The sequence below is a fragment of the Mesorhizobium sp. P2_C4 genome (genome assembly GCF_056404575.1).
The window spans coordinates 23470-44194 of record NZ_JBFUDT010000012.1; the positions used below are offsets into that span (position 1 = coordinate 23470).

The following is a 20725-nucleotide window of genomic DNA, read 5'->3' on the forward strand; positions in this document are numbered from 1 at the left end:
GGTGGCGCAGCAACCCGATGGCACTGTTGACGACGATGATCAAGACCTTGATAGCAGCCCTGCTTGTGCTGGCTGCCCTCGCCATGCCGGGCCACGCCGCGAGCTTTTCGATGAAGCGCGGCCTCAACCTCGACCAGTGGACGACCTGGCCAGGCGAGGACAAATGGAACGATCCCAGTGCCATCCTGCCCTATCCGGAATGGCGCAAGTTTCTCAACGAGAACGACCTCAAGGCGCTGAAAGACGCCGGCTTCGATTTCCTGCGCATGCCGGTCGACCCGTCGCCCTTCCTTTCCGACCAGACGCCGGCGCTGCGCGACGACCTCTATGCCAGCGTGCTGGACTCGGTACGCATGATCAACCGTGCCGGGCTGAAGGTGATCGTCGACATGCACCTGATCCCGTCCGGCGCTAGCCGCAAGATCGGCATGGGCGAGGTGATGGACGACCCGCGAACCTTTGACGCCTATGTCGAGATGATCCGCAAGATGGCCCATACGCTCGCCGCCGAGGACCCACGCCAGGTCGCCTTCGAACCGATGAACGAGCCGATCGTGGATTGTGATACCGACGGCACCAGCCTGTGGCCGGATCGCCAGCGCAAACTGTTCGCGGCGGCGCGTGCTTCGGCCACCAGGCTGACGCTGATCCTGACCGGCGCCTGCTATTCCAACGCGGCGTCACTGACGAAAATCGACCCAAAAACGGTCCCCGACGACAACATCATCTGGACCTTCCATTCCTACGATCCGTTCCTGCTCACCCATCAAGGCGCGACCTGGGCAGGCGATTTCATTCCCTATGTGACTGGTCTGCCCTATCCGTTGACGGCGGTACCGCGCGCCCAACTCGACGTGACGCTCGACACCATCCGCGCCAGGATCAAGGCCGAAGCGCCTTGGGCGCGGCGGAGCGGGCTGCTCGCCTATCTCGACGAGCAGGTGGCCAGCCTGGATACGAATGAAAAGCTGCTCGCGGCAATGGATGCGCCGTTCACCCTGGTTGAAGCCTGGGCCAAGGCCAACGGCATCAAGCCCGAAAACATCACGCTGGGCGAGTTCGGCATGATCCGCCAGGAATATGGCAATGCCTATGTGATGCCGGCGCAGTACCGGGCTGCCTATGTCAAGGATATGGTCGCCCGCGCCGAAGCGCACAGCTTCTCCTGGTCTGTATGGAGCTATGGCGGCGCCTTCGGCATTGTTGACGCGTTCAATGGCGAGAAAGCCGAGCCCAACGTTCTGGACGCGATCCGCTCGCTGCCTTGACCAAGAAAGATCCTAGGCTGAACCGAGGTCGATCTGCAGGATCTCCGGGCGCATACCAAAGCGCACTGGCGCGATGCTGAAGCCGAGCCCACCGGAAACGATGAGATGGCGGTCGTGCTCGACGACATGGCCATAGGCAAAACGATTGCCGAAGCGGGACGGCACCACCGGCGAATAACCGAACAGCCTGACCTGTCCGCCATGGGTGTGGCCGGAGAGCGTCAGCGACACCCGCCACGGCACTTTCGGAAAAATATCCGGCTCATGCGCAAGCAGGATGACCGGTTCGTCGCCCGGCACCCTGGCCAGCGTGCCGTCGAGGTCGTCGAGGCCCTTGGCTTCCTCACGGCCCTCTCCCGGCAGTAGGGCAAGCTGGTCGGCAAGGCCTGCAAGCCAGAAGCCGAACCCGTCCTTCTCCAGCCGCAAGGCGTCGTTTTCGAGCACGGTTATGCCGACGCCCTCGAGCGCCCTGCGCGCCACCGTTGGTCCGGCCCCCGCCCTTTGCGCGACGGGATCGTGCCACCAGTCGTGATTGCCGAGGATCGCCTTGACGCCGAGTGGCGCCTTCAAGCCGGACAGGGCCGCGGCCCAGTCCGGCGCCGCCACCTGGTCTGTCACCAGGCGCATGCCGGCGATATAGTCGCCGAGCAGCACGATCAGGTCGGGCTGCAGGGCATTGGTGCGGACAACCAGCGAGGCGATCCGTTCGCGCGTCATCCAAGGCCGGCAAGCATGGATATCGGCAAGTGCCGCGATGCGCAGTTTGCGGCCCGCCGGCCAATGCGGCGGTGTCAGAAAATAGCGCTTCACATGCGTCAACAGCATCGGCTCGATGCCGACCGCGTAGGCGCTGAGCGACGCTATAGACAGGAACGAACCGCCGATGAGGCGCAGGAAGCCACGTCTGGTGATCATCGGTCGACCCCTGCCCTTGCGATTGCACGCAAGATTACCTTACAGGCGGCAATTGTGCCTTCAACTTGGCCGAGGCGAGCAGATTCTGCGCAGGTGGGCCGTTCCTCGCGCAACCGGCGAACAACTCTCCGTTACTCTTCCTGGAACAGGCTGATCTGCTGCTGCGCCAGATCCTTCGGCGCGTCGAGGCCGAGATGCCGCCAGGCATTGGCGGTCAGCACGCGGCCGCGCGGCGTGCGCTGGATGAACCCCTGCTGGATCAGATAGGGCTCGATAATGTCCTCGATGGCGTCGCGCGGCTCCGACAGGCCGGCAGCGATGGTCTCGATACCGACCGGGCCGCCACCGAAGTTGCGAGCAATCATCGAGAGATAGCGTCGATCGAGCGCGTCGAGGCCCAGCGCGTCGACCTCCAGCCGCGTCAGCGCCTCGTCGGCGATCTTGCGATCGACATGGCCGTCGCCGGCAACCGAGGCGAAATCGCGCACGCGGCGCAGCAGCCGGCCGGCGATGCGCGGCGTGCCGCGGGCGCGGCGGGCGATCTCCAGCGCGCCATCGTCACCAAGTGGCATTTGCAGGATGCGGGCGCCACGGCGCACGATCTGCTCCAGTTCCTCGACCGAATAGAAATTGAGCCGCACCGGGATGCCGAAACGGTCGCGCAGCGGGTTGGTCAACAGCCCGAGCCGCGTGGTCGCGGCGACCAGCGTGAACCGGGCGAGATCGATCTTGACCGAGCGCGCCGCCGGTCCCTCGCCGATGATCAGGTCGAGCTGGAAATCCTCCATGGCGGGATAGAGGATTTCCTCGACCGCCGGGTTCAGCCGGTGGATTTCGTCGATGAACAGCACGTCGCGGTCTTCGAGGTTGGTCAGCAACGCCGCCAGGTCGCCGGCCTTGGCGATGACCGGCCCTGAGGTCGAGCGGAAATTGACGCCGAGTTCGCGCGCCATGATCTGCGCCAGCGTCGTCTTGCCCAGCCCCGGCGGCCCGACGAACAGCACATGGTCGAGCGCCTCGCTGCGGCCCTTGGCAGCCTCAATGAACACTTTGAGATTGGCCCTGACCGCCGCCTGGCCGACGAAATCGGCAAGCGTCTGCGGCCGCAAGGTTTGCTCGGCATCCTCGCCGCGCTTTTCCGGGGCAATGAGACGGGGGGAAAGGCTCATCCAGCCTTACTCGCATAGCGCTGGGGACGGGACAAGCGACGCCTCACCGTGCCAGTTCCTTCAGCCCAAATCGAATGAGCTTCGAGGCATCGGCATCCTCGCCTGCCGTCTTCAGAGCCGCCGCCACGGCATTGGCTGCGGTGTCGCGCGAATAGCCGAGATTGACCAGCGCCGAGACGGCATCGGTGATCGGCGCCGGTGCCACGCCTTCGCCGAGTTCCTGCTTGAGGCCGATGGTGCCGGAGGCGGAGCCCGCATAGGCCGGCGCCTTGTTCTTCAGTTCGGTGACGATGCGCTCGGCCACCTTCTTGCCGACGCCGGGCGCACGGCTGACCATGGCGATGTCACGCAGCGCGATCGCGTTGGCGAGGTCGGACGGCGCCAGGGTCGAGAGGATGGCCAGCGCCACCTTGGCGCCGACGCCTTGCACATTGGTCATCAGCAGCCGGAACCATTCGCGCTCCAGCACCGACTGGAAGCCATAGAGCCGCAGCATGTCCTCGCGCACATAGGTCTCGATGAACAGCACCACCGCCTCGCCCGGCGCCGGCAACGCCGCCAGCGTGCGCGCCGAGCAATAGGCGACATAGCCGACGCCATGCACATCGACGAGGCAGAAATCCTCGTCGATCTCGTCCAGCGTGCCTTTGAGCTTGCCGATCATGGGCGATCCCTCATGCCAGCGCCGCCATCCTGTAGGCGACGCTCTGCCGGTGGTGCGCGTGGCAGATGGCGATGGCCAGTGCGTCGGCGGCATGTTCGGTGTCGAAAGTGGCTTTCGGCAACAGCACCTTCACCATCATATGGATCTGCTTCTTGTCGCCATGGCCAACACCGATCACCGCCTTCTTGACGGCATTGGGGGCATATTCGGCGACGACAAGGCCGGCGCGCGCCGGCACCAGCATGGCAATGCCGCGCGCCTGGCCGAGTTTCAGCGTCGCCACCGCATCCTTGTTGACGAAGGTCTGTTCGACGGCCGCCTCGTGCGGCATTGCGGCGTGCAGAATCTCGGCCAGCCCGTCATGCAGTTGGCACAGCCGCGTCGCCAGCGCCGCCTTGTCGTCGGACCGCACGGTGCCGGAGGCGATGAAGCGCAGCGAATTGCCGAGGCTCTCGACGATGCCCCAGCCGGTGCGCCTCAGCCCCGGATCGATGCCGATGATGCGAATCGCTTCCCCCATACGCGGACTTTACCTCCGGCGGACAGCGATGCCAGCGAAATGTGAACAAACCAGAAACAACCTACCGCAACGGTGCGCAGGCTGCTTCAGAATTCGCTCTGACGAGGCATATGGCGTGGTTTTCGAGAACCGAAGCGGAGCGTACATAAGTACGCGAGCATCGGAAGCGCAGAAAACCGCGTCAGATGGCCGTCAGAGTAGAATTATCAAGCAGTCTGTCAGCCGCGGGCAAAAGCCGTGTTCAGCAGCGTGATCTGGTCGGAAACCGGATTGGCGCGGCGGCCCATGGGCGGCGTGTCGACCATCGCACCGCCGTAGATTTCCTCGTCCATGCGGCGCACCAGCGCCTGCAGCCGCAACGAGCGGGTGACGAGGTCAAGGAAGTCCTTTGGCAGTTCGCTCCAGCCTGCCGCTTCGTCATGCGCGGAAGCGGTGTCGAGACGCACCTTGGATTTTTCGGAAGCGACCTGGTCGCGGGTCATCTCGCCGGAGTTCGCGGCTCGCTGCAAAAGCAGCCAGGAGGCGACTTGCATCAGCCGCGTGGTCAGCCGCATCGATTCGGCGGCATAGAGCGTTGCTGCCAGCCTGGAGAGCTTCTTCGCCTCGGCCCGGCCCTTGCCGTCGAGATATTCTGCCGCCTGCTCGACCAGGCCCATACCCTCCTGGTAAAGCGGCTTGAAGGATTGGGAGAAAACCCGGCGTTCCGCCAGCTTAATGGTTTTCGCGATGCCCTTCGAAGGCTCGTTCATTGGAGACGCCCCTGCACTACCCGCTGGCTGATTCGGCTTCATCACCGTCACCCCTGCACCCTAAACGACTGAAGCTTGAAAATGCGCTTCGTCACCGGTGAAGGCAAGCACATGTTTAACAAACGGTTAACGGCGGCACTGACGCCGGACGACCCGGGAAAGCGGACAAAAAAAGAGCCGCGGATAAGGCGGCTCTCAGGAGTTTAACAGGGAGGCGTCAAACGAAGTGGCTCCAACCACTCGGTAAGAATCCAGATAACTGGATGAACGTAGTAAACGCCTGTAAAGCTTAATGAAGCCTTAACGGGGCGGATATTTTTCGATCGAGCGCCACCCTTCTGTGCCGGAACAGCACATCAGGACGGCGCTCAGGCCTTCCACACCGCCGGCAAAGCGATGAAGGCGAACAGCAGCATGCCGGCATAGAACGCCATCGAAGACGCTGCCACCAACGGCTCGATCGCGGGGTGACCGGCAAGCAGAAAATAGAGCCCGATCAGAAGGCCAATGCCACTGATCGCGGTCAGCCAGAAATGAACGCTGGCAAGCGTCTTTTGCGCGATCGCCGGGAACAGGTGGTAGAAGAAGGCGAACACCGCCGACATCAGCCATCCCGCCACCATCGTGTGGGCGTGGGTTGGCATCTGGCCATGGTCGTCGCTGATCGCCATGTGAATGCCAAGCGCCATTCCGCACAGCGCGTAGATGATGGCCAGCGTGAAGAAATTTCGTGCTACGCCTCGCATAGTATCCCCCGAATTGCCTGTCCCCATTGCTGGGAGTGGGTTGATGTCAGGCGGTTCCCCGCCACCGGGTTCCCGGCACAGGCGCAATAGCATCGGCAATGTTTCCGGATGATGCCGCATCGCGCCCCCCGGCCGCGAGACACGACGGCCGAAACAAACCGGCTTTGCGCGCGACATCGTTCCGAAACAGCGGCCGCGCTAAACGGCCGCTCCTCGAAACCACGCAGCGCACCCCAGCCCTGCTCGCAATCATAAGAAATCAAAGGATAAAAACCATGGACTGGTACTCGATCGTCAAGTTTCTGCACATCGTTTCGGCGACCCTGTGGGTCGGTGGCGGTTTCGTCCTGTTCCTGCTTGGCGTGATGGCCGAGCGCGCCGGCAACATCGAGGAAAAGCTGCAGGCGATGCGCGCCAGCGGACAGCTGGGCGGCCGCTTCTTTGCGCCGATGTCGATGCTGACACTGCTGTTCGGCCTCATCATGTGCAGCTTCTGGGTCGGTTTCTCCGACCTGTGGATCCTGATCGGTCTTGCCGGCTATGCCACGACCTTCTCGATCGGCATGTTCATCTTCAAGCCGACCGGCGAGCGGATGGGCGCCATGATCGCCAAAGACGGCATAACGCCCGAGGTTCTCGCCATTGGCCAGCGCATGATGAGTGCGGCGCGCTTCGACTATGCGGTGATGCTAGTGATCCTCGCCGACATGGCGCTCAAGCCGACCGTGCATGACATCGGCGTTCTCGCCGGCATGGCGATGGTCTTGGCAGCGGGCGCCATGCTGGCCATGGGCGGCAGCCGCAGGATGGTGCCGAGCGCGGCCTAAGGCCATCGGATGATGCGAGCGGCCTGCAAGGCAGCCGCCCGCATCACATAAGCCCCGCGATGCCGTCCCACAGCAGCTTGACCGCGACGACTGCGACCGTCGCATAGGTGAACGGATAAAAGATTTCCGGCCGCATGCGCCGCACCAGCCAGGCGCCGGCGATGGTCGCCAGCGGCGCCAGCGGCATCAGCACGGCGGAAGCCGTCAAATTGGCGGTGTCGAACTGGCCGAGCGCGAAATAAGGCACCAGCTTCAGCGCATTGGTGGCGGCAAAGAAGATCGCCGATGTGCCCGTCAGCACTTTCGGGTCGAGCCGGATCGGCAGCGCGTAGACCTGGAAGGGCGGTCCGCCGACATGGGCGACGAAGCTGGTGAAGCCGGCGACCGTGCCCCAGAAGCCGGCAGCGATGCGGTTTGGCGCCGCCGCATGATCGGCGCCGTGGCGAAATTGCAGATAGAGCCAGCGCAGCACGAAAATCAGCGCGACCGCGCCGACGATCAGCCGCACCATCTCTTCGGTGACAAGGGCTGCCGTCAGCCAGCCGAGGCCGATGCCGATCAAAGCGCCCGGCATCATGTCGACCAGCATCTTGCGGTCGTAGACGCCCCACCATGTCCACACCGAGACGATATCCATCAGGCACAGGATCGGCAGCAGGATGGCGGCGGCCTGCACCGGCGGCATGGCCAGCGCCATCAGCGGCACGCCGACAAAGCCGACGGCACCACCAAAGCCGCCCTTCGACAGGCCGACGAGAATGACCGCCGGAAGGGCGGCGGCATAAAACCAGGGATCGGCGAGCAGACCTGACATGGGGGAGAGGAGGCTGGAGGGAAGGACGGGAATTCTGGAATAGACCAGAAATGGTCACGCCGCGACTGCAAACATCGCGCGGCGCGCCGAGGCCGGTCACATGTTCGGCACAGGCGCCAGCGGCGGCGGGCGGCGGCGGATCGGCTGCCCCTTGATGATGGCGGTGCTGGTCTCGGCCTTGTCGGCGATGCGGTCGAGAATCTGGTCGAGGTCGCCGATCGAGCGCACGAACAGCCGGGCGACGAAACAGTCATCGCCGGTGACCTTGTCGCATTCGCCAAACTCCGGGATCTCCTCGATCAGCTTCTGCACGATATGCAGCTTGCCCGGGAGAGGCCGGATGCGAACGATCGCCTGCAACGTAAAGCCGAGCGCCTGCGGATCGATCTCGATGGTGAAGGCCCGGATGACGCCGCGTTCCTCGAGCCGCCGAAGCCGTTCCGAGACGCTCGGCGACGACAACCCGACCTGGCTCGCCAGCTCCTTCAACGAGGTTCGCGAATCCTTGGTCAGGATCTCGAGAAGCTTTCTGTCCAGCTCGTCCAGCATTTTGCATTCCTTAGGTGAAAGCGGGATTTACCTTAGATAATAAGGCAAATCTCCTATACGCTTTTTTGTAAACCGTAGAAAGAGACGATCCGGCATGAGATCATAAAGCCTCAAACTGTAGAGGTTTCTGATGGACAACACGGTACGCGGCACGATCGAAATGTCCGCTGCAATGGCGATCCTGGGCACCATTGGCTGGTTCGTCGTGCTCTCAGGCCAGCCGATCATGGACGTGGTGTTCTGGCGTTGCGCCTTCGGTGCGATAACGCTGCTGGTCATTTGTACCGCCCTTGGGTTGCTGCGCGGCAGGCTGTCGCTGCGTGTTGTCGGCATCGCGGCTCTCGGCGGCGCTGCCATCGTCATCAACTGGCTGCTGCTGTTCAGCGCGTTCTCCCGTGCCTCGATCTCGATCGCCACGGCGGTCTACAACACCCAGCCCTTCATGCTGGTCGGCTTCGGCGCGCTGTTCTTCTCCGAACGGCTGACCATGACAAAGCTGACCTGGCTTGGCATCGCCTTCGCCGGCATGCTGCTGATCATGCAGGCCACGCCTGATGCTGGCGACGTCGGCACCGACTATTTCACCGGCATCGCCATGGCGCTGGGGGCGGCTTTCTTCTGGGCGGTCGCCGCCATCGTCACCAAGAAGCTCAAAGGCACGCCGCCGCATCTGATCGCGCTCATCCAGGTTTGCGTCGGCGTCGTCATGCTGGCGCCCTTTGCCAATCTCACCCAGCTTCCCACCGATGCGTGGAGCTGGGCCATGCTGGCAACGCTCGGCGTCGTACATACCGGCTTCATGTACATATTGATGTACGGCGCCATCCAGAAGCTGCCGACGCATCTGCAAGGGTCACTGTCCTTCATCTACCCGGTGGTCGCGATCCTGGTCGATGTCGTTGCCTTCGGCCATCGGCTGCATCCCCTCCAGATCGTCGGCGCCGCCGCCATCCTGATCGCCGCCGCCGGCATGAATCTCGGCTGGACGCTGTGGAAGTCGAGGCCGCCGCTGGAAAGCCCGCAAGCGATCAAGTGAACCGATAAAGCAGGCATTAGACTTTCAAATCGCGATCCCGGCTGCCCGCCTGTTCAAGGCGGCCAGTTTGCTCTATGCCGCAATCCAACCATCTTCGCCCGGCATAGGCGAAAACCGGGATCGAAGGCCTATGAACGAAGCAACACCTCCAAACCGCTGCCGCATCGTGCTGATCGCGCCGCCAGGTGCGCCTGCGCAACGTATTGTGGCGGCATTCGAAGGCGGCGACGTCGCCTCGCTGATCCTGCCCGAAAACGGCATGGATGAAGCCTCCTTCCAGGCCTTCGCCGAAGAGATCGTGCCGGTTGCACAAGCGGCCGGTGTCGCGGTCATCATTGCCGGCGACACCCGTATTGCCGGCCGCGTCCAGGCCGACGGCATCCATGTCGAGGTCGGCAAGGCCGAACTTGCCGAGACGATCGGACATTTCCAGGCAAAGATGATGGTCGGCACCGGTGGCGCCAAGACCCGCGACGATGCGCTGGAGCTCGGCGAGCTCAGGCCCGACTACATGTTCTTTGGCCGCTTCGGCTACGACAACAAGCCGGAGCCGCACCCCCGCAACCTGTCGCTTGGGCAATTCTGGGCCGACGTGATCCAGATCCCGTGCATCGTCATGGCCGGTTCCGATCTCGCTTCGGTGACAGCGGTGGCCGCCATCGGCGCCGAATTCGTGGCCCTGTCCAGCGCCGTCTTCGCCGATGGTGTCGACCCCAAGGCGGCGGTCGCCGCCGCCAATTTGCTGCTCGATGAAACAGCTCCGCGTTTCGAGGACTGAAATGTCCTCGCCAATGCTTCCTCTCCAGGCCCTGGTTGCGGTCTTGATGATGCAGGGCGCCGCCACCGCTGCGCAGACCATACCGCTGCCGCAGCCCAAGCCAGACATCGGCGTGCCCGATATCGGCGTGCATGTCGACAAGCCCATCGACAAGCCGCTGCCGCAGCCCGCCACCACCGCCGAACCCGCCCCGCTGCCGTCGGCCGACACCATCAATCCCGATCGCTTTGGCGCCAAGCCGGCGGACCCGGCCTACGGCGCCTTTCAGCGCGGTCTCTACAAGACGGCCTACAACCTCGCTTTGACCCGCGCGCAAAATGGCGATCCGGCGGCTGAGACGCTGTTGGCAGAGATCCTGTCGCGCGGGCTGGGCGTGCCGCTCAATGCGGCGGAGGCCGCCAAATGGTACGCGCTTGCCGCCGAGCAGGGCGTGCCGGAATCGCAATTCCAGTATGCGCTGATGCTGCTCGACGGTCGCTACGTCAAGAAGGATGAGAAAGAGGCCTATGCGCTGATGCAGGCTGCCGCCGAGGCCGGCAATCGGTTGGCGCAGTTCAATTTCGCGCAGTTGCTGATCCAGCAGGACCCCGGCGATGCCGGCATAGCAAAAGCGGCGTCTTACTACGAGCGGGCCGCCGCCACCGGCCTTGCCGATGCGCAATATGCGATGGCGCAGATCTATGCCAATGGCGCCGGCGGCAAGCCGCGCGACGATGCCCAGGCCCGCCGCCTGCTGGCACAGGCTGCCAGGCAGAATTACGACACCGCGCAGATCGATCTTGCCGCCTGGATGATCGAGGGACGTGGCGGCGCGCGCGACATGAAATCCGGCTTCGGCTGGATGAAACAGGCTGCCGAGGGCGGCAATGTCGCCGCCCAGAATCGCCTCGCCAAACTCTATATGCAAGGCATCGGCACCGATCCGGATCTCATCCTCGCCGGCGCCTGGTACATCGTCGCCCGCCGCGCCGGGCTCATCGATCCCGAGATGGACGATTTCCTGCAGGGCCTGACCGACGACCAGACCAAGCAGGCGTTGCAGAAGGCAAACCGCCTGCCCTAAGGCCTACCCCTGGTCTACCCCTCGAGGCCGCCTCCCTTGCCTCTTCTGGCGATTTGTGGTCTTGGAGGCCGAATTCGCAGCGGCGAACATCTCATTCCGGATCAAAAATCATCATGGCCAAGATCAATGGCAACGAAATCCGTCCCGGCTACGTCATCGAGCACGATGGCGGCCTGTGGGTGGCGGTCAGAACCAACACCGTCAAGCCCGGCAAGGGCGGCGCCTACAACCAGGTGGAACTCAAGAACCTGATCAACGGCACCAAGCTCAACGAGCGCTTCCGCTCAGCCGAGACGGTCGAGCAGATCCGGCTCGACCTGAAGGATTTTTCCTTCCTCTACGCGCAAGAAGACGCGCTGGTGTTCATGGACACCCAGAGCTACGAGCAGCTCGAATTGAACAAGGACTTCGTCGGCGATCGTGCTGCGTTCCTGCAGGACGGCATGATGGTGACAGTTCAGCTCTATGAAGACAGGCCGATCGGCATTTCGCTGCCCGACTATGTCACGCTGACCATCACCGAGGCCGATCCGGTGGTGAAGGGGCAGACAGCCGCGTCCTCCTACAAGCCCGCGGTACTGGAAAACGGCATCCGCGTGCTGGTGCCGCCCTTCATCGGTTCGGGCGAGCGCATCATCGTCGACACCAACGAAATCACTTACGTGCGCCGCGCGGACTGATGCATGTCGCCCAAAAGTGGCCCCGGTTTTGGGTCAACGACATGCATCAAATCAAAGGTTAAAGCGCAGCAGGAAGAATAACGATGGCACGCTCCGCACTTCTAAACGTCATGGTTCAGGCCGCCATGAAGGCTGGCCGCTCGCTGGCGCGCGACTTCGGCGAAGTGCAGAACCTGCAGGTGTCGATGAAGGGGCCGGGCGACTATGTCAGCCAGGCCGACCGCAAGGCCGAGGACATCCTGTTTGCCGAACTGTCGAAGGCGCGGCCGGGCTACGCCTTCCTGATGGAAGAGCGTGGCGCCATCGAAGGCGACGACGGCCAGCACCGCTGGATCGTCGATCCGCTCGACGGCACCACCAATTTCCTGCACGGTATTCCGCTGTTTGCCATCTCGATCGCGCTGGAGCGCCAGGGTCAGGTTGTCGCCGGCGTCATCTACAATCCGGCGATGGACGAGCTCTACACCGCCGAGCGCGGCGGCGGCGCCTTCATGAACGACCGCCGGCTACGCGTCGCCGGCCGCACCAAGCTGGTCGACACCGTCATCGGCTGCGGCGTGCCACATCTCGGGCGCGGCCAGCACGGCAATTTCCTCGTCGAACTGCGCAACGTCATGGCCGAGGTTTCCGGCGTCCGCCGCCTCGGCTCCGCCTCGCTCGATCTCGCCTATGTCGCCGCCGGCCGCATGGACGGTTTCTGGGAAACCGGCCTGTCGGCCTGGGACATGGCCGCGGCCATTCTTTTGATCCGCGAAGCCGGTGGCTTTGTCTCCGACATGGATGGCGGCCAGGACATGCTGGACCACGGCTCGGTCGTCGCCGGCAACGAGGTCATCCATCGCGCGCTGTTGAAGACGGTCAAAAAGCCGGTCACGCCACGCTGAGAAGCTTGGCGCCCAAAGCACCTGGCGCGCTGAAGCGCCGCAGTCGCAAAACCGCAACCAAAGCTTGAAATACTGTCCGGCAAGCGCCCAAATAGGGGTGATGCAGGATCATTCATGACGGACGCGCGGCCAGAGATTGAAATCCCCTTCGTGGGTCGCTGGCACTATTCGCGCGCCGAAATGATCGCCGACGGCGTCGTCCACGCGGTGGGCATCGTGCTGGCGATATCAGCCGGCTCGGCGTTGCTGGCGCTGGCCGCCTTCCATGTCGGTCCCGGCGAATATGTCGCCGCCGCCTTCTACGTGGTTTCGCTGCTGACTGTGCTGTCGGTGTCGCTCGCCTATAATCTGTGGCCTGTGTCGTCACCGGCGAAGTGGATCCTGAGGCGCTTCGACCATGCCGCGATCTACCTGCTGATCGCCGCCACCTACACGCCTTTCCTCGCCCAGCTCGACACCTCGCCGCTGGCCGTTTCGATGATCGTCCTGGTGTGGACCGCGGCGGCCATCGGCATCGCCATAAAAGTGCTGCTTCCCGGCCGCTTCGACCGGCTGGCCATCGTCTTCTACCTCGCCATCGGCTGGAGCGGCATCGTCGTGGCCAAGCCGCTTGTCGAGACGCTGCCGACGACGTCGATCGCGCTCATCGTTGCCGGCGGCGTCGTCTATTCCTGTGGTGTCATCTTCTTCGCCTGGAAAGGCCTGCGCTTCCACAATGCGCTGTGGCACGGCTTTGTCGTCACCGGCGCTGGCCTGCATCTGGCCGCCATGGTCGACTGCCTGGTCATCAACCGGTTCTAGGCTCTCCGGCAATATTGCCAGGCGCCATTCAATTTGGTCACAATTCCGTTTAAAGTCGCGAAATACGTGATCGGCGGCACTGGAGCAATTCAAGGGAAAGTGTGAGCGGTTTCCCGTTCGGAATTGCGTCAAGGCAAATAGAGCATCGGAAACGGGGCACGGATGGCTTTTCTCAGATCCTTCGGCATGGGCAGGCGTTCCGACGTCTTGATTTACGATCCGCACAAACTGTCGAGCCCGCAGGTCTTTGTGCTGACCATGGTCATCTTCCTGGCCATCGTCGCTTTCATCGCCGCCATCCTGACCCGCCAGATCTCGACCGCTTTCGGCAGCAATCCCGGCCTCAACGGCCTGATTGTCGGCGTGCTGGCGGTCGGCATCCTGCTCGCCTTCGCCCAGGTCGGGCGCCTGTTTCGGGAAGTGCGCTGGGTCAACTCCTTCCGTGCCGGCTCCGAAACCACCGAACCGGTGCTGCTGGCGCCGATGAAGGCGATGATCGGCCGCTCGTCGACCGTGGCCTTCTCGACCAGCTCGATGCGCACCATGCTTGATTCGATCGCCACCCGCCTCGACGAAAGCCGCGACACCTCGCGCTACCTCGTCGGCCTGCTGGTGTTCCTCGGTCTGCTCGGCACCTTCTGGGGTCTGCTCAACACCATCGGCTCGATCCGCGAGACCATCGAGTCGCTCGATCCGGGCACCGGCGATGCCGCCGCCGTGCTCGATTCGCTGAAACAAGGGCTGTCGGCGCCGCTGGCCGGCATGGGCACCGCGTTTTCGTCCTCTCTGTTCGGCCTCTCCGGCTCGCTGGTGCTCGGCTTCCTCGACCTGCAGGCCGGCCGCGCCCAGACCCGTTTCTACACCGAACTTGAAAACTGGTTGTCCTCGGTCACTGACCTGTCGTCCGACATCGTCGTCGCCGATCCGGCCAAGACCGAATCCTCCGACGAGATCCGCGTGCTGTCGGAAAGGCTGCGCAGCATGCAGGAGAATGGCGGCGGCTCCAATCCGCGCGTTGCCACCGCCATGGCCAATCTCGCCGATGGCATTTCGGGTCTGGTCAAGAACATGCGCTCGGAACAGCAGATCATGCGCGACTGGGTCGAAGCCCAGTCGGACGAACAGAAGGCGATGCGCAACACGCTGGAAAAGATCGCCGACGCCCTGAAGAAGCCCGGGGTCCACTAACATGGCGCTCGCCAAGCGGCGCACCGATCGTCGCATCGACTACTGGCCGGGCTTTGTCGACGCGCTGTCGACGCTGCTTCTGGCGATCATGTTCCTGCTCACCGTCTTCGTTCTGGCGCAATTCCTGCTCGGTCGCGAACTCTCCGGCAAGGATACGGCGCTCACCCGCCTCAACTCGCAGATCAACGAACTGACGCAACTGCTGGCGCTGGAGCGCTCGACGACGCAGGACAAGGATGATTCGCTCGCCAATCTGCAGGCATCGCTGTCGGCGTCAGAGGCGGAAAAGAGCCGGCTCGAACAGTTGCTGGCGCAAGGTGCCGGCGCCGGCGACGCCGCCAACCAGCGCGCCATACAGCTGGGCGGCGAACTCGACAGCCAGCGCCAGATCAGCCAGCAGGCGCTGAGCCAGGTCGAGATCCTCAACCAGCAGATCGCCGCACTTCGCAAGCAGATCGGCGCGCTCGAGGATGCGCTCAACGTGTCGGAAACGCGCGACCGCGACTCCAACACCAAGATCGCCGATCTCGGCCGCCGCCTCAATGTGGCGCTTGCGCAGCGCGTGCAGGAACTCAACCGCTACCGCTCCGACTTCTTCGGGCGCTTGCGCGAAATCCTCGCCGACCGCGAGAACATCCGCATCGTCGGCGACCGCTTCGTCTTCCAGTCGGAAGTGCTGTTCCCGACCGGCTCCGAAGAAATCAACGACGCCGGCAAGGTTGAGATGAAGAAGCTCGCCGACGCCATCATCGAATTGCAAAAAGAGATTCCGCCGGAGATCAACTGGGTGCTGCGCGTCGACGGTCACACCGACAACAAGCCGCTGTCCGGCGCCGGCCGCTACCGCGACAATTGGGAACTGTCGACGGCGCGCTCGACCTCGGTGGTGAAGTTCCTGATCGAGAACGGCGTGCCGGCCAACCGGCTGGTCGCCGCCGGCTTCGGCGAATTCCAGCCGCTCGATCCCGCCGACACCGAAGAGGCGCGCAACAAGAACCGCCGTATCGAATTGAAGCTCACCGAACGTTGATCGATCTTCACGCGGTATCACGCGAATTTGTTCGTCGGCTCAACTCTAGGGCGCAGCCCGAGGCCGGCAAGGCCTGAAAAGATTATCTTTTTTTAATTACACTTTGCCGCAGCGCGATCCTAGCGTCCGCCATGGGCCGAGAACCGCCGGCGATGGCTCCCATCATCGCGACGCGACGGAACCGGACGGCCCGGACGGAAGCCTGGCGAAACAATCGCCGCCTTCCCCAATAAGAGGAGGACGCAACCATGCGCTCTTTCAACAGGACTGCAACGCTCACCGCACTTCTCATCGCCGTCCCACTCGCAGGCGCCTACGCCGCCGGACACCACAAGGGCGCCCTCGATGAGGCTGCACCGACCGATCTAACCGGCCCGCGCGTTGCAGCCCTCATCGAGCAGGTGCAAGGCGTGGACAAGGGCATCACCGACGCAAGGCAGGCGAACACCATCACGCCGGCCGAGGCGCAAAAGCTGCACCAGCGGGCTGCCCATATCAGCCAGGCCGCCGAAAAAACCGCCGCCGCCGACCATGGCAGGATACCGGCAGCGCAATACGCCCAGCTGCTGCACCGGCTCGACAACCTCGATCAGCGGCTGATGAGCGATACCGGCAGCGGCTTCGCCATCGGCGACGGTGCCGACGGCGGAAACTATCCGAACGGTTGACGCTGTCCGGCACGGACAAGGAAGGGACTGCCTGGCGCCTCGGGGCTGTTGCCCCGCTGGCGTCTTTTTTACCAGCCGATCCACACCGCCAGCAGCGCCAGCACTGCCGGCACTGTCTGGATGAACAGGATTTTCCTGCCCACCGTCGCCGCGCCGTAGAGACCGGCGATGGCGACACAGAGCAGGAAGAACACTTTGATCTGGAATCCGGCGGCGCCGAGATACAGTCCCCAAATCAGCCCGGCGGCGAGAAAGCCATTGTAGAGCCCCTGATTGGCGGCGAGCACTTTCGAGGCGCTTGCAAATTCCGGCGTCAGGCTGAACGCCTTGTGGCCGCGCGGCGTGTCCCACAGCACCATCTCCAGATAGACGATGTAGGCATGGATCAGGGCCACCAGCCCGACCAGAATGTTGCCGATCATCTCGTCTCCCTCCATCGCCGTCTTTTGCAGTCACCAGCATTCCACGCGCGCCGTCACTTCCGCAAGGTGCATCAACGAGACCGGCCCTGGAGGGTTGCCAATACACGTGCGTTGGTATCTTTTCCCGCCGTCCAAACTCACCGGAAGCAGCCCATGTCCTTTCAGAAACTCGATGACCTCGGCCACAAGCTCGAAGCGCTGGAGCATGCGCTTGCCATCCTCGGCGCAGACGAGGCGACCCATATGGCCGTCGGCGGTGGCGAGAAGCGTGCCGAGGCGATGTCGGCCCTTGCCGGCATGCATCACCGACAGGCGACAGCGCCGGAGATCGCCGACTGGATCGCGGCGGCCGAACAGGAAGTGCTGAACGAAGAACAGCAGGTGGCGGTCAGGGAATTGCGCCGGCAATACACCAACCTGACCTGCCTGCCGGTGGAATTCGTCGAGCGGCAGACGGTCGCCCGCATGCGCTCCGAGCAGCTCTGGCGCGACCTGCGCGCCAAGAACGACTGGGCCGGTTTCCTGCCGGCGCTCGAAGGCATCGTGACGCTAGTGCGCGAAGAGGCAGCACTGCGCGCCGATGTGCTCGGCCTCGATCCCTATGACGCGCTGATGGAGCAGTACGATCCCGGCAACCGCGCCGCCGACATCACGCCGGTGTTCGCCGAATTGAAGACTTTTCTGAAAGGCTTTGTCCCTGAGGCGCTGGCGGTGCAGGAAGAGCGCCTGGGCAAACGCCCGCTAAAGCCGCTGTCAGGCAGCTATGCGATCGACAGGCAGCGCGAGCTTGGCCTCGCCATGATGGCGGCGGTCGGCTTCGACCTTACCCACGGCTCGCTGTCTGTGTCGCACCATCCGTTCTGCGGCGGCGTGCCCAGCGACGTGCGCATCACCACCCGCTACAAGACTTCCGATTTCCTGTCGGCGCTGATGGGCGTGCTGCACGAGACCGGCCATGCGCTCTACGAGCAGAACCTGCCGAAGGCGTGGGCGCACTGGCCGCTCGGCAAGGCGCGCGGCATGGCGGTGCATGAAAGCCAGAGCCTGTTCGTCGAAAAGCAGCTCGGCCGCAACCCTGAATTCTGGCGCTGGGCACTGCCGGTGGTCGAACGGCATCTCGGCGAAAGCTGGACGCTCGACGACATCCTGCCGCATGTGCACCGGGTCGAGCGCGGCCTGATCCGCGTCGACGCCGACGAGGTGACCTACCCGCTGCATGTCATCCTGCGTTACGAGCTCGAGCAGGAACTGGTCTCCGGACGGCTGCAGGCGGCCGACCTGCCCGAGGCCTGGGACGCCAAGATGCGCGACTATCTCGGCCTGTCGACCATCGACAATCCGGCCGACGGGCCGATGCAGGATGTACATTGGCCGGGTGCGGCCTTCGGCTATTTCCCCTCCTACACGCTGGGCGCCATGATGGCGGCGCAGCAATGGGCGGCGCTGACGAAAGACCATCCCTCAGTCGACAACGATCTTGCCAGGGGCGATTTCGCCGCCATCAACGACTGGCGCCGCAGGAAAATCTGGTCGCAAGGGTCGCATTGGTCGACACCGGAACTGCTCGAACGCGCCACGGGCGAAAAGCTCAATGCAGCGCATTTCACCGATCATTTGCGCAAGCGATATGGGGAAGCCTAGGCAAATAGGCGGAATGCGCATGCCTACTCGGCAGCGCCCCTGAATGCGCTGGCGCCGGTTTCGAACTGCAGCTTGGCCAGCCGCGCATAGATGCCGCCCTTGGCGACGAGGCTCTGGTGGGTGCCTTCCTCGACGATGCGGCCGCCATCCATGACCAGGATGCGGTCGGCCTTCAGCACCGTCGCCAGCCGGTGGGCGATGACGATGGTGGTGCGGCCCTGCATCAGGCGCTCCAGTGCCATCTGCACCAGCGTCTCGCTTTCGGCATCGAGCGCCGAAGTCGCCTCGTCGAGCAAAAGGATCGGCGCGTCGCGCAGGATCGCGCGGGCAATCGCGACGCGCTGGCGCTGGCCGCCGGACAGCGTCACGCCGCGCTCGCCGACCTGGCTGTCATAGCCTTTCTCGAGCTTCAGGATGAATTCGTCGGCCAGCGCATCTTTCGCTGCCGCCTCGATTTCGGCCTCGCTGGCGCCCGGCCGGCCAAAGCCGATATTTTCGCGCGCGGTCGCGGCGAAGATGGTGACATCCTGCGGCACGATGGCGATGCGCGCCCGCACCGCGGCAGGATCGGCTTCGCGCACGTCGACGCCGTCGATGACGATCCTGCCGGTCTCGGGGTCGTAGAAGCGCAGGATCAGCGAGAACACCGTGCTCTTGCCGGCCCCCGAGGGACCGACGATCGCCACCGTTTCGCCGGGCTTGACCTGGAAACTGAGGCCATGGACGGCGGCGCGATCCGGCCGGGCCGGATAGGAGAAGGACACATCGTCGAAGCTGATCGCGCCTTTCGCCGTCGCCGGCAGCGGCTTCGGATCGGCCGGTGCCTGGATGGCCGGTTTTTCAGCGAGGATCTCGGTCAGCCGCTCGGCGGCACCGGCCGCCTGGGCAAGTTCGCCCCACACTTCCGACAGCGCGCCGAGCGCGCCGGCGGCGAACACCGAATAGAGCAGGAACTGGCCGAGCGTGCCCGGCGACAGCGTGCCGGCGAGCACGTCGCGCGAGCCGAACCACAGCACCGCCACCACCGAGGAGAAGATCATGAAGATGGCGAAGAAGGTGAGGAAGGAGCGGGCAAAGACCGAGGCCCGCGCCGCGTCGAACGCGGCTTCCACGGCAGCCGAAAAGCGATTGGTGACCAGCTTTTCGTTGGTGAAGGCCTGCAGCGTGCGCACGGCGCCGATCTGCTCGCTGGCATAGGCCGTCGCATTGGCCAGCGTGTCCTGCGCAAGCCGCGACTTGCGCCGCACCGAGCGGCCGAAGGCGACCAGCGGCAGCACGATCAGCGGAATGGCAGCGATGACCAGCCCCGACAGTTTCGGGCTGGTGACGACCATCATCGCAACGGCGCCAAGGCCAAGGATGACGTTGCGCAGCGCCACCGAGGCAGTCGCCCCGACAGCCGATTTCACCTGCGTCGTGTCGGCGGCGAGACGCGACACGATCTCGCCCGACTGTGCGGTGTCGAAGAAGGACGGCGACAGCGTGGTGACATGGCGGAACACATCGCTGCGGATGTCGGCAACGACGCGCTCGCCCAGCGTTATGACGAAATAGTAGCGGCTGGCCGACGCCGCCGCCAGCAAGGCAGCCATCACCACCAGCATGGCGAAGTACTCGGCGATGAAATTGGAATCGGAAGCCGAAAAGCCGTGGTCGATCATGCGCCGCACGGCCAGCGGCAGCGCCAGCGTCGTTGCCGCCGCGACGACCAGCGAGATGACCGCGCCGATGACCATTTTCCGGTAGCGGGTGAGATAGGGAAACAGGCGCCGCAGCGGCCTGAGCGAGCGCCGACGCTCGTCTTCCCCGCCGCTGATATCCGCCATGACCGTTTCCTCTGGCCGCTTTCGGGTGGGCGCTTCAATATGCGCCTGCCGCGGCCTTGTGATTCAATTCCGGCTGATGTATAGGCTCGCCGACCGTTTTAGAAGCCGTGGCTCCTCAATAGCTGCGGCTTCGAGTTTTAAAAAGGGGCGCATCGACGCAGGCTTTGCGCCCGTCGGCCGCTCCGGCAAGCCACGAACAAAGCCCAGGATCAGAACAATGAAGACCGACATCCATCCCGACTACCACACCATCAAGGTCGTCATGACCGACGGCACCGACTACATGACCCGTTCGACCTGGGGCAAGGAAGGCGATACGATGAACCTCGATATCGACCCGACCACCCACCCGGCCTGGACCGGCGGCCAGCAGACCCTGCTCGACCGCGGTGGCCGCCTGTCGAAGTTCAAGAAGCGCTTCGAAGGCTTCGGCCTCTAAACTAAATAGCCCCTTTCGGCTTCTCGCAGATCAAAAACCCGCCCTTTT

Annotated in this window: 23 protein-coding genes; 13 read left to right on the top strand and 10 right to left on the bottom strand. The window is 63.8% G+C overall.

Translation table 11 applies throughout. From position 1 onward, the window contains the following. Positions 1–17 precede the first annotated feature (17 nt). Complete coding sequence (locus tag AC1DX6_RS29265; protein WP_477319841.1) at positions 18–1268, top strand: glycoside hydrolase family 5 protein; 1251 nt, start codon at positions 18–20, stop codon at positions 1266–1268. 12 nt (positions 1269–1280) lie between these two features. On the opposite strand, the gene AC1DX6_RS29270 is transcribed toward AC1DX6_RS29265, so the two are convergent. From AC1DX6_RS29270 to AC1DX6_RS29295, 6 genes are all read right to left on the bottom strand, one after another. After that, positions 1281–2183 carry a metallophosphoesterase gene (locus AC1DX6_RS29270; protein ID WP_477319843.1) on the bottom strand — a complete coding sequence of 301 codons (903 nt, stop codon included), beginning with the start codon at positions 2181–2183 and terminating at the stop codon, positions 1281–1283. A gap of 131 nt (positions 2184–2314) precedes the next feature. Further along, on the bottom strand, positions 2315–3352 hold the full coding sequence (ruvB, locus tag AC1DX6_RS29275) for a Holliday junction branch migration DNA helicase RuvB (RefSeq protein WP_477319845.1): 1038 nt from the start codon (positions 3350–3352) through the stop codon (positions 2315–2317). Positions 3353–3395: 43 nt separating this feature from the next. Continuing rightward, on the bottom strand, positions 3396–4016 hold the full coding sequence (ruvA, locus tag AC1DX6_RS29280; protein WP_477319847.1) for a Holliday junction branch migration protein RuvA: 621 nt from the start codon (positions 4014–4016) through the stop codon (positions 3396–3398). Positions 4017–4026: 10 nt separating this feature from the next. Then, a complete protein-coding gene (gene ruvC / locus AC1DX6_RS29285) occupies positions 4027–4536 on the bottom strand; it encodes a crossover junction endodeoxyribonuclease RuvC (RefSeq protein ID WP_477319849.1) in 510 nt (169 codons plus the stop codon). Positions 4537–4754: 218 nt separating this feature from the next. Next, positions 4755–5285 carry a protease adaptor protein RcdA gene (gene rcdA / locus AC1DX6_RS29290; RefSeq protein ID WP_477319851.1) on the bottom strand — a complete coding sequence of 177 codons (531 nt, stop codon included), beginning with the start codon at positions 5283–5285 and terminating at the stop codon, positions 4755–4757. A gap of 368 nt (positions 5286–5653) precedes the next feature. Next, positions 5654–6031, bottom strand: a complete 378-nt coding sequence (locus AC1DX6_RS29295; protein ID WP_477319853.1) for a hypothetical protein — start codon at positions 6029–6031, stop codon at positions 5654–5656. A gap of 275 nt (positions 6032–6306) precedes the next feature. On the opposite strand from AC1DX6_RS29295, the gene AC1DX6_RS29300 reads away from it, so the two are divergent. Next, positions 6307–6858 carry a DUF2269 family protein gene (locus AC1DX6_RS29300; protein ID WP_477319855.1) on the top strand — a complete coding sequence of 184 codons (552 nt, stop codon included), beginning with the start codon at positions 6307–6309 and terminating at the stop codon, positions 6856–6858. Between the two features lie 43 nt (positions 6859–6901). Here AC1DX6_RS29300 and AC1DX6_RS29305 read toward each other — a convergent pair whose 3' ends face one another. Beyond that, complete coding sequence (locus AC1DX6_RS29305) at positions 6902–7672, bottom strand: sulfite exporter TauE/SafE family protein (RefSeq protein WP_477319857.1); 771 nt, start codon at positions 7670–7672, stop codon at positions 6902–6904. A gap of 96 nt (positions 7673–7768) precedes the next feature. Beyond that, positions 7769–8221 carry an Lrp/AsnC family transcriptional regulator gene (locus AC1DX6_RS29310; RefSeq protein WP_477319859.1) on the bottom strand — a complete coding sequence of 151 codons (453 nt, stop codon included), beginning with the start codon at positions 8219–8221 and terminating at the stop codon, positions 7769–7771. 130 nt (positions 8222–8351) lie between these two features. Here AC1DX6_RS29310 and AC1DX6_RS29315 point away from each other — a divergent pair, with 130 nt between their 5' ends. From AC1DX6_RS29315 to AC1DX6_RS29355, 9 genes are all read left to right on the top strand, one after another. Further along, positions 8352–9257 (top strand): DMT family transporter, encoded by a 906-nt coding sequence (locus AC1DX6_RS29315; RefSeq protein WP_477319861.1) that lies wholly within the window; start codon positions 8352–8354, stop codon positions 9255–9257. Positions 9258–9387: 130 nt separating this feature from the next. Beyond that, positions 9388–10035: a thiamine phosphate synthase gene (locus tag AC1DX6_RS29320; RefSeq protein ID WP_477319863.1), complete on the top strand. Its 648-nt coding sequence runs from the start codon at positions 9388–9390 to the stop codon at positions 10033–10035. Continuing rightward, on the top strand, positions 10007–11098 hold the full coding sequence (locus AC1DX6_RS29325) for a tetratricopeptide repeat protein (protein WP_477319865.1): 1092 nt from the start codon (positions 10007–10009) through the stop codon (positions 11096–11098). Before AC1DX6_RS29320 ends, AC1DX6_RS29325 begins: the two co-directional genes overlap by 29 nt. Before the next feature lie 113 nt (positions 11099–11211). After that, complete coding sequence (gene efp, locus AC1DX6_RS29330) at positions 11212–11778, top strand: elongation factor P (RefSeq protein ID WP_477246089.1); 567 nt, start codon at positions 11212–11214, stop codon at positions 11776–11778. 83 nt (positions 11779–11861) lie between these two features. Then, positions 11862–12662 carry an inositol monophosphatase family protein gene (locus AC1DX6_RS29335; protein ID WP_477319867.1) on the top strand — a complete coding sequence of 267 codons (801 nt, stop codon included), beginning with the start codon at positions 11862–11864 and terminating at the stop codon, positions 12660–12662. 114 nt (positions 12663–12776) lie between these two features. After that, a complete protein-coding gene (gene trhA / locus AC1DX6_RS29340; RefSeq protein ID WP_477319869.1) occupies positions 12777–13463 on the top strand; it encodes a PAQR family membrane homeostasis protein TrhA in 687 nt (228 codons plus the stop codon). Between the two features lie 162 nt (positions 13464–13625). Beyond that, entirely contained in the window at positions 13626–14651 is a 1026-nt protein-coding gene (locus AC1DX6_RS29345; RefSeq protein WP_477319871.1) for a MotA/TolQ/ExbB proton channel family protein, read from the top strand. Position 14652: 1 nt separating this feature from the next. After that, positions 14653–15681 (top strand): peptidoglycan -binding protein, encoded by a 1029-nt coding sequence (locus AC1DX6_RS29350; protein WP_477319873.1) that lies wholly within the window; start codon positions 14653–14655, stop codon positions 15679–15681. A gap of 248 nt (positions 15682–15929) precedes the next feature. Further along, positions 15930–16349 (top strand): hypothetical protein, encoded by a 420-nt coding sequence (locus tag AC1DX6_RS29355; protein ID WP_477319875.1) that lies wholly within the window; start codon positions 15930–15932, stop codon positions 16347–16349. Positions 16350–16417: 68 nt separating this feature from the next. Here AC1DX6_RS29355 and AC1DX6_RS29360 read toward each other — a convergent pair whose 3' ends face one another. After that, positions 16418–16771 (bottom strand): DUF1304 domain-containing protein, encoded by a 354-nt coding sequence (locus AC1DX6_RS29360; protein ID WP_477319877.1) that lies wholly within the window; start codon positions 16769–16771, stop codon positions 16418–16420. Between the two features lie 153 nt (positions 16772–16924). Between AC1DX6_RS29360 and AC1DX6_RS29365 the strand changes: the two genes are divergently transcribed. After that, positions 16925–18412 carry a carboxypeptidase M32 gene (locus tag AC1DX6_RS29365; RefSeq protein WP_477319879.1) on the top strand — a complete coding sequence of 496 codons (1488 nt, stop codon included), beginning with the start codon at positions 16925–16927 and terminating at the stop codon, positions 18410–18412. 23 nt (positions 18413–18435) lie between these two features. On the opposite strand, the gene AC1DX6_RS29370 is transcribed toward AC1DX6_RS29365, so the two are convergent. After that, the gene (locus AC1DX6_RS29370; RefSeq protein WP_477319881.1) at positions 18436–20238 is read right to left on the bottom strand and encodes an ABC transporter transmembrane domain-containing protein; all 1803 of its coding nucleotides are present in this window, start codon (positions 20236–20238) and stop codon (positions 18436–18438) included. Positions 20239–20455: 217 nt separating this feature from the next. Between AC1DX6_RS29370 and rpmE the strand changes: the two genes are divergently transcribed. Continuing rightward, positions 20456–20677, top strand: coding sequence for a 50S ribosomal protein L31 (rpmE, locus tag AC1DX6_RS29375; RefSeq protein ID WP_477319883.1), 222 nt, complete (start codon positions 20456–20458; stop codon positions 20675–20677). Positions 20678–20725: the final 48 nt, after the last annotated feature.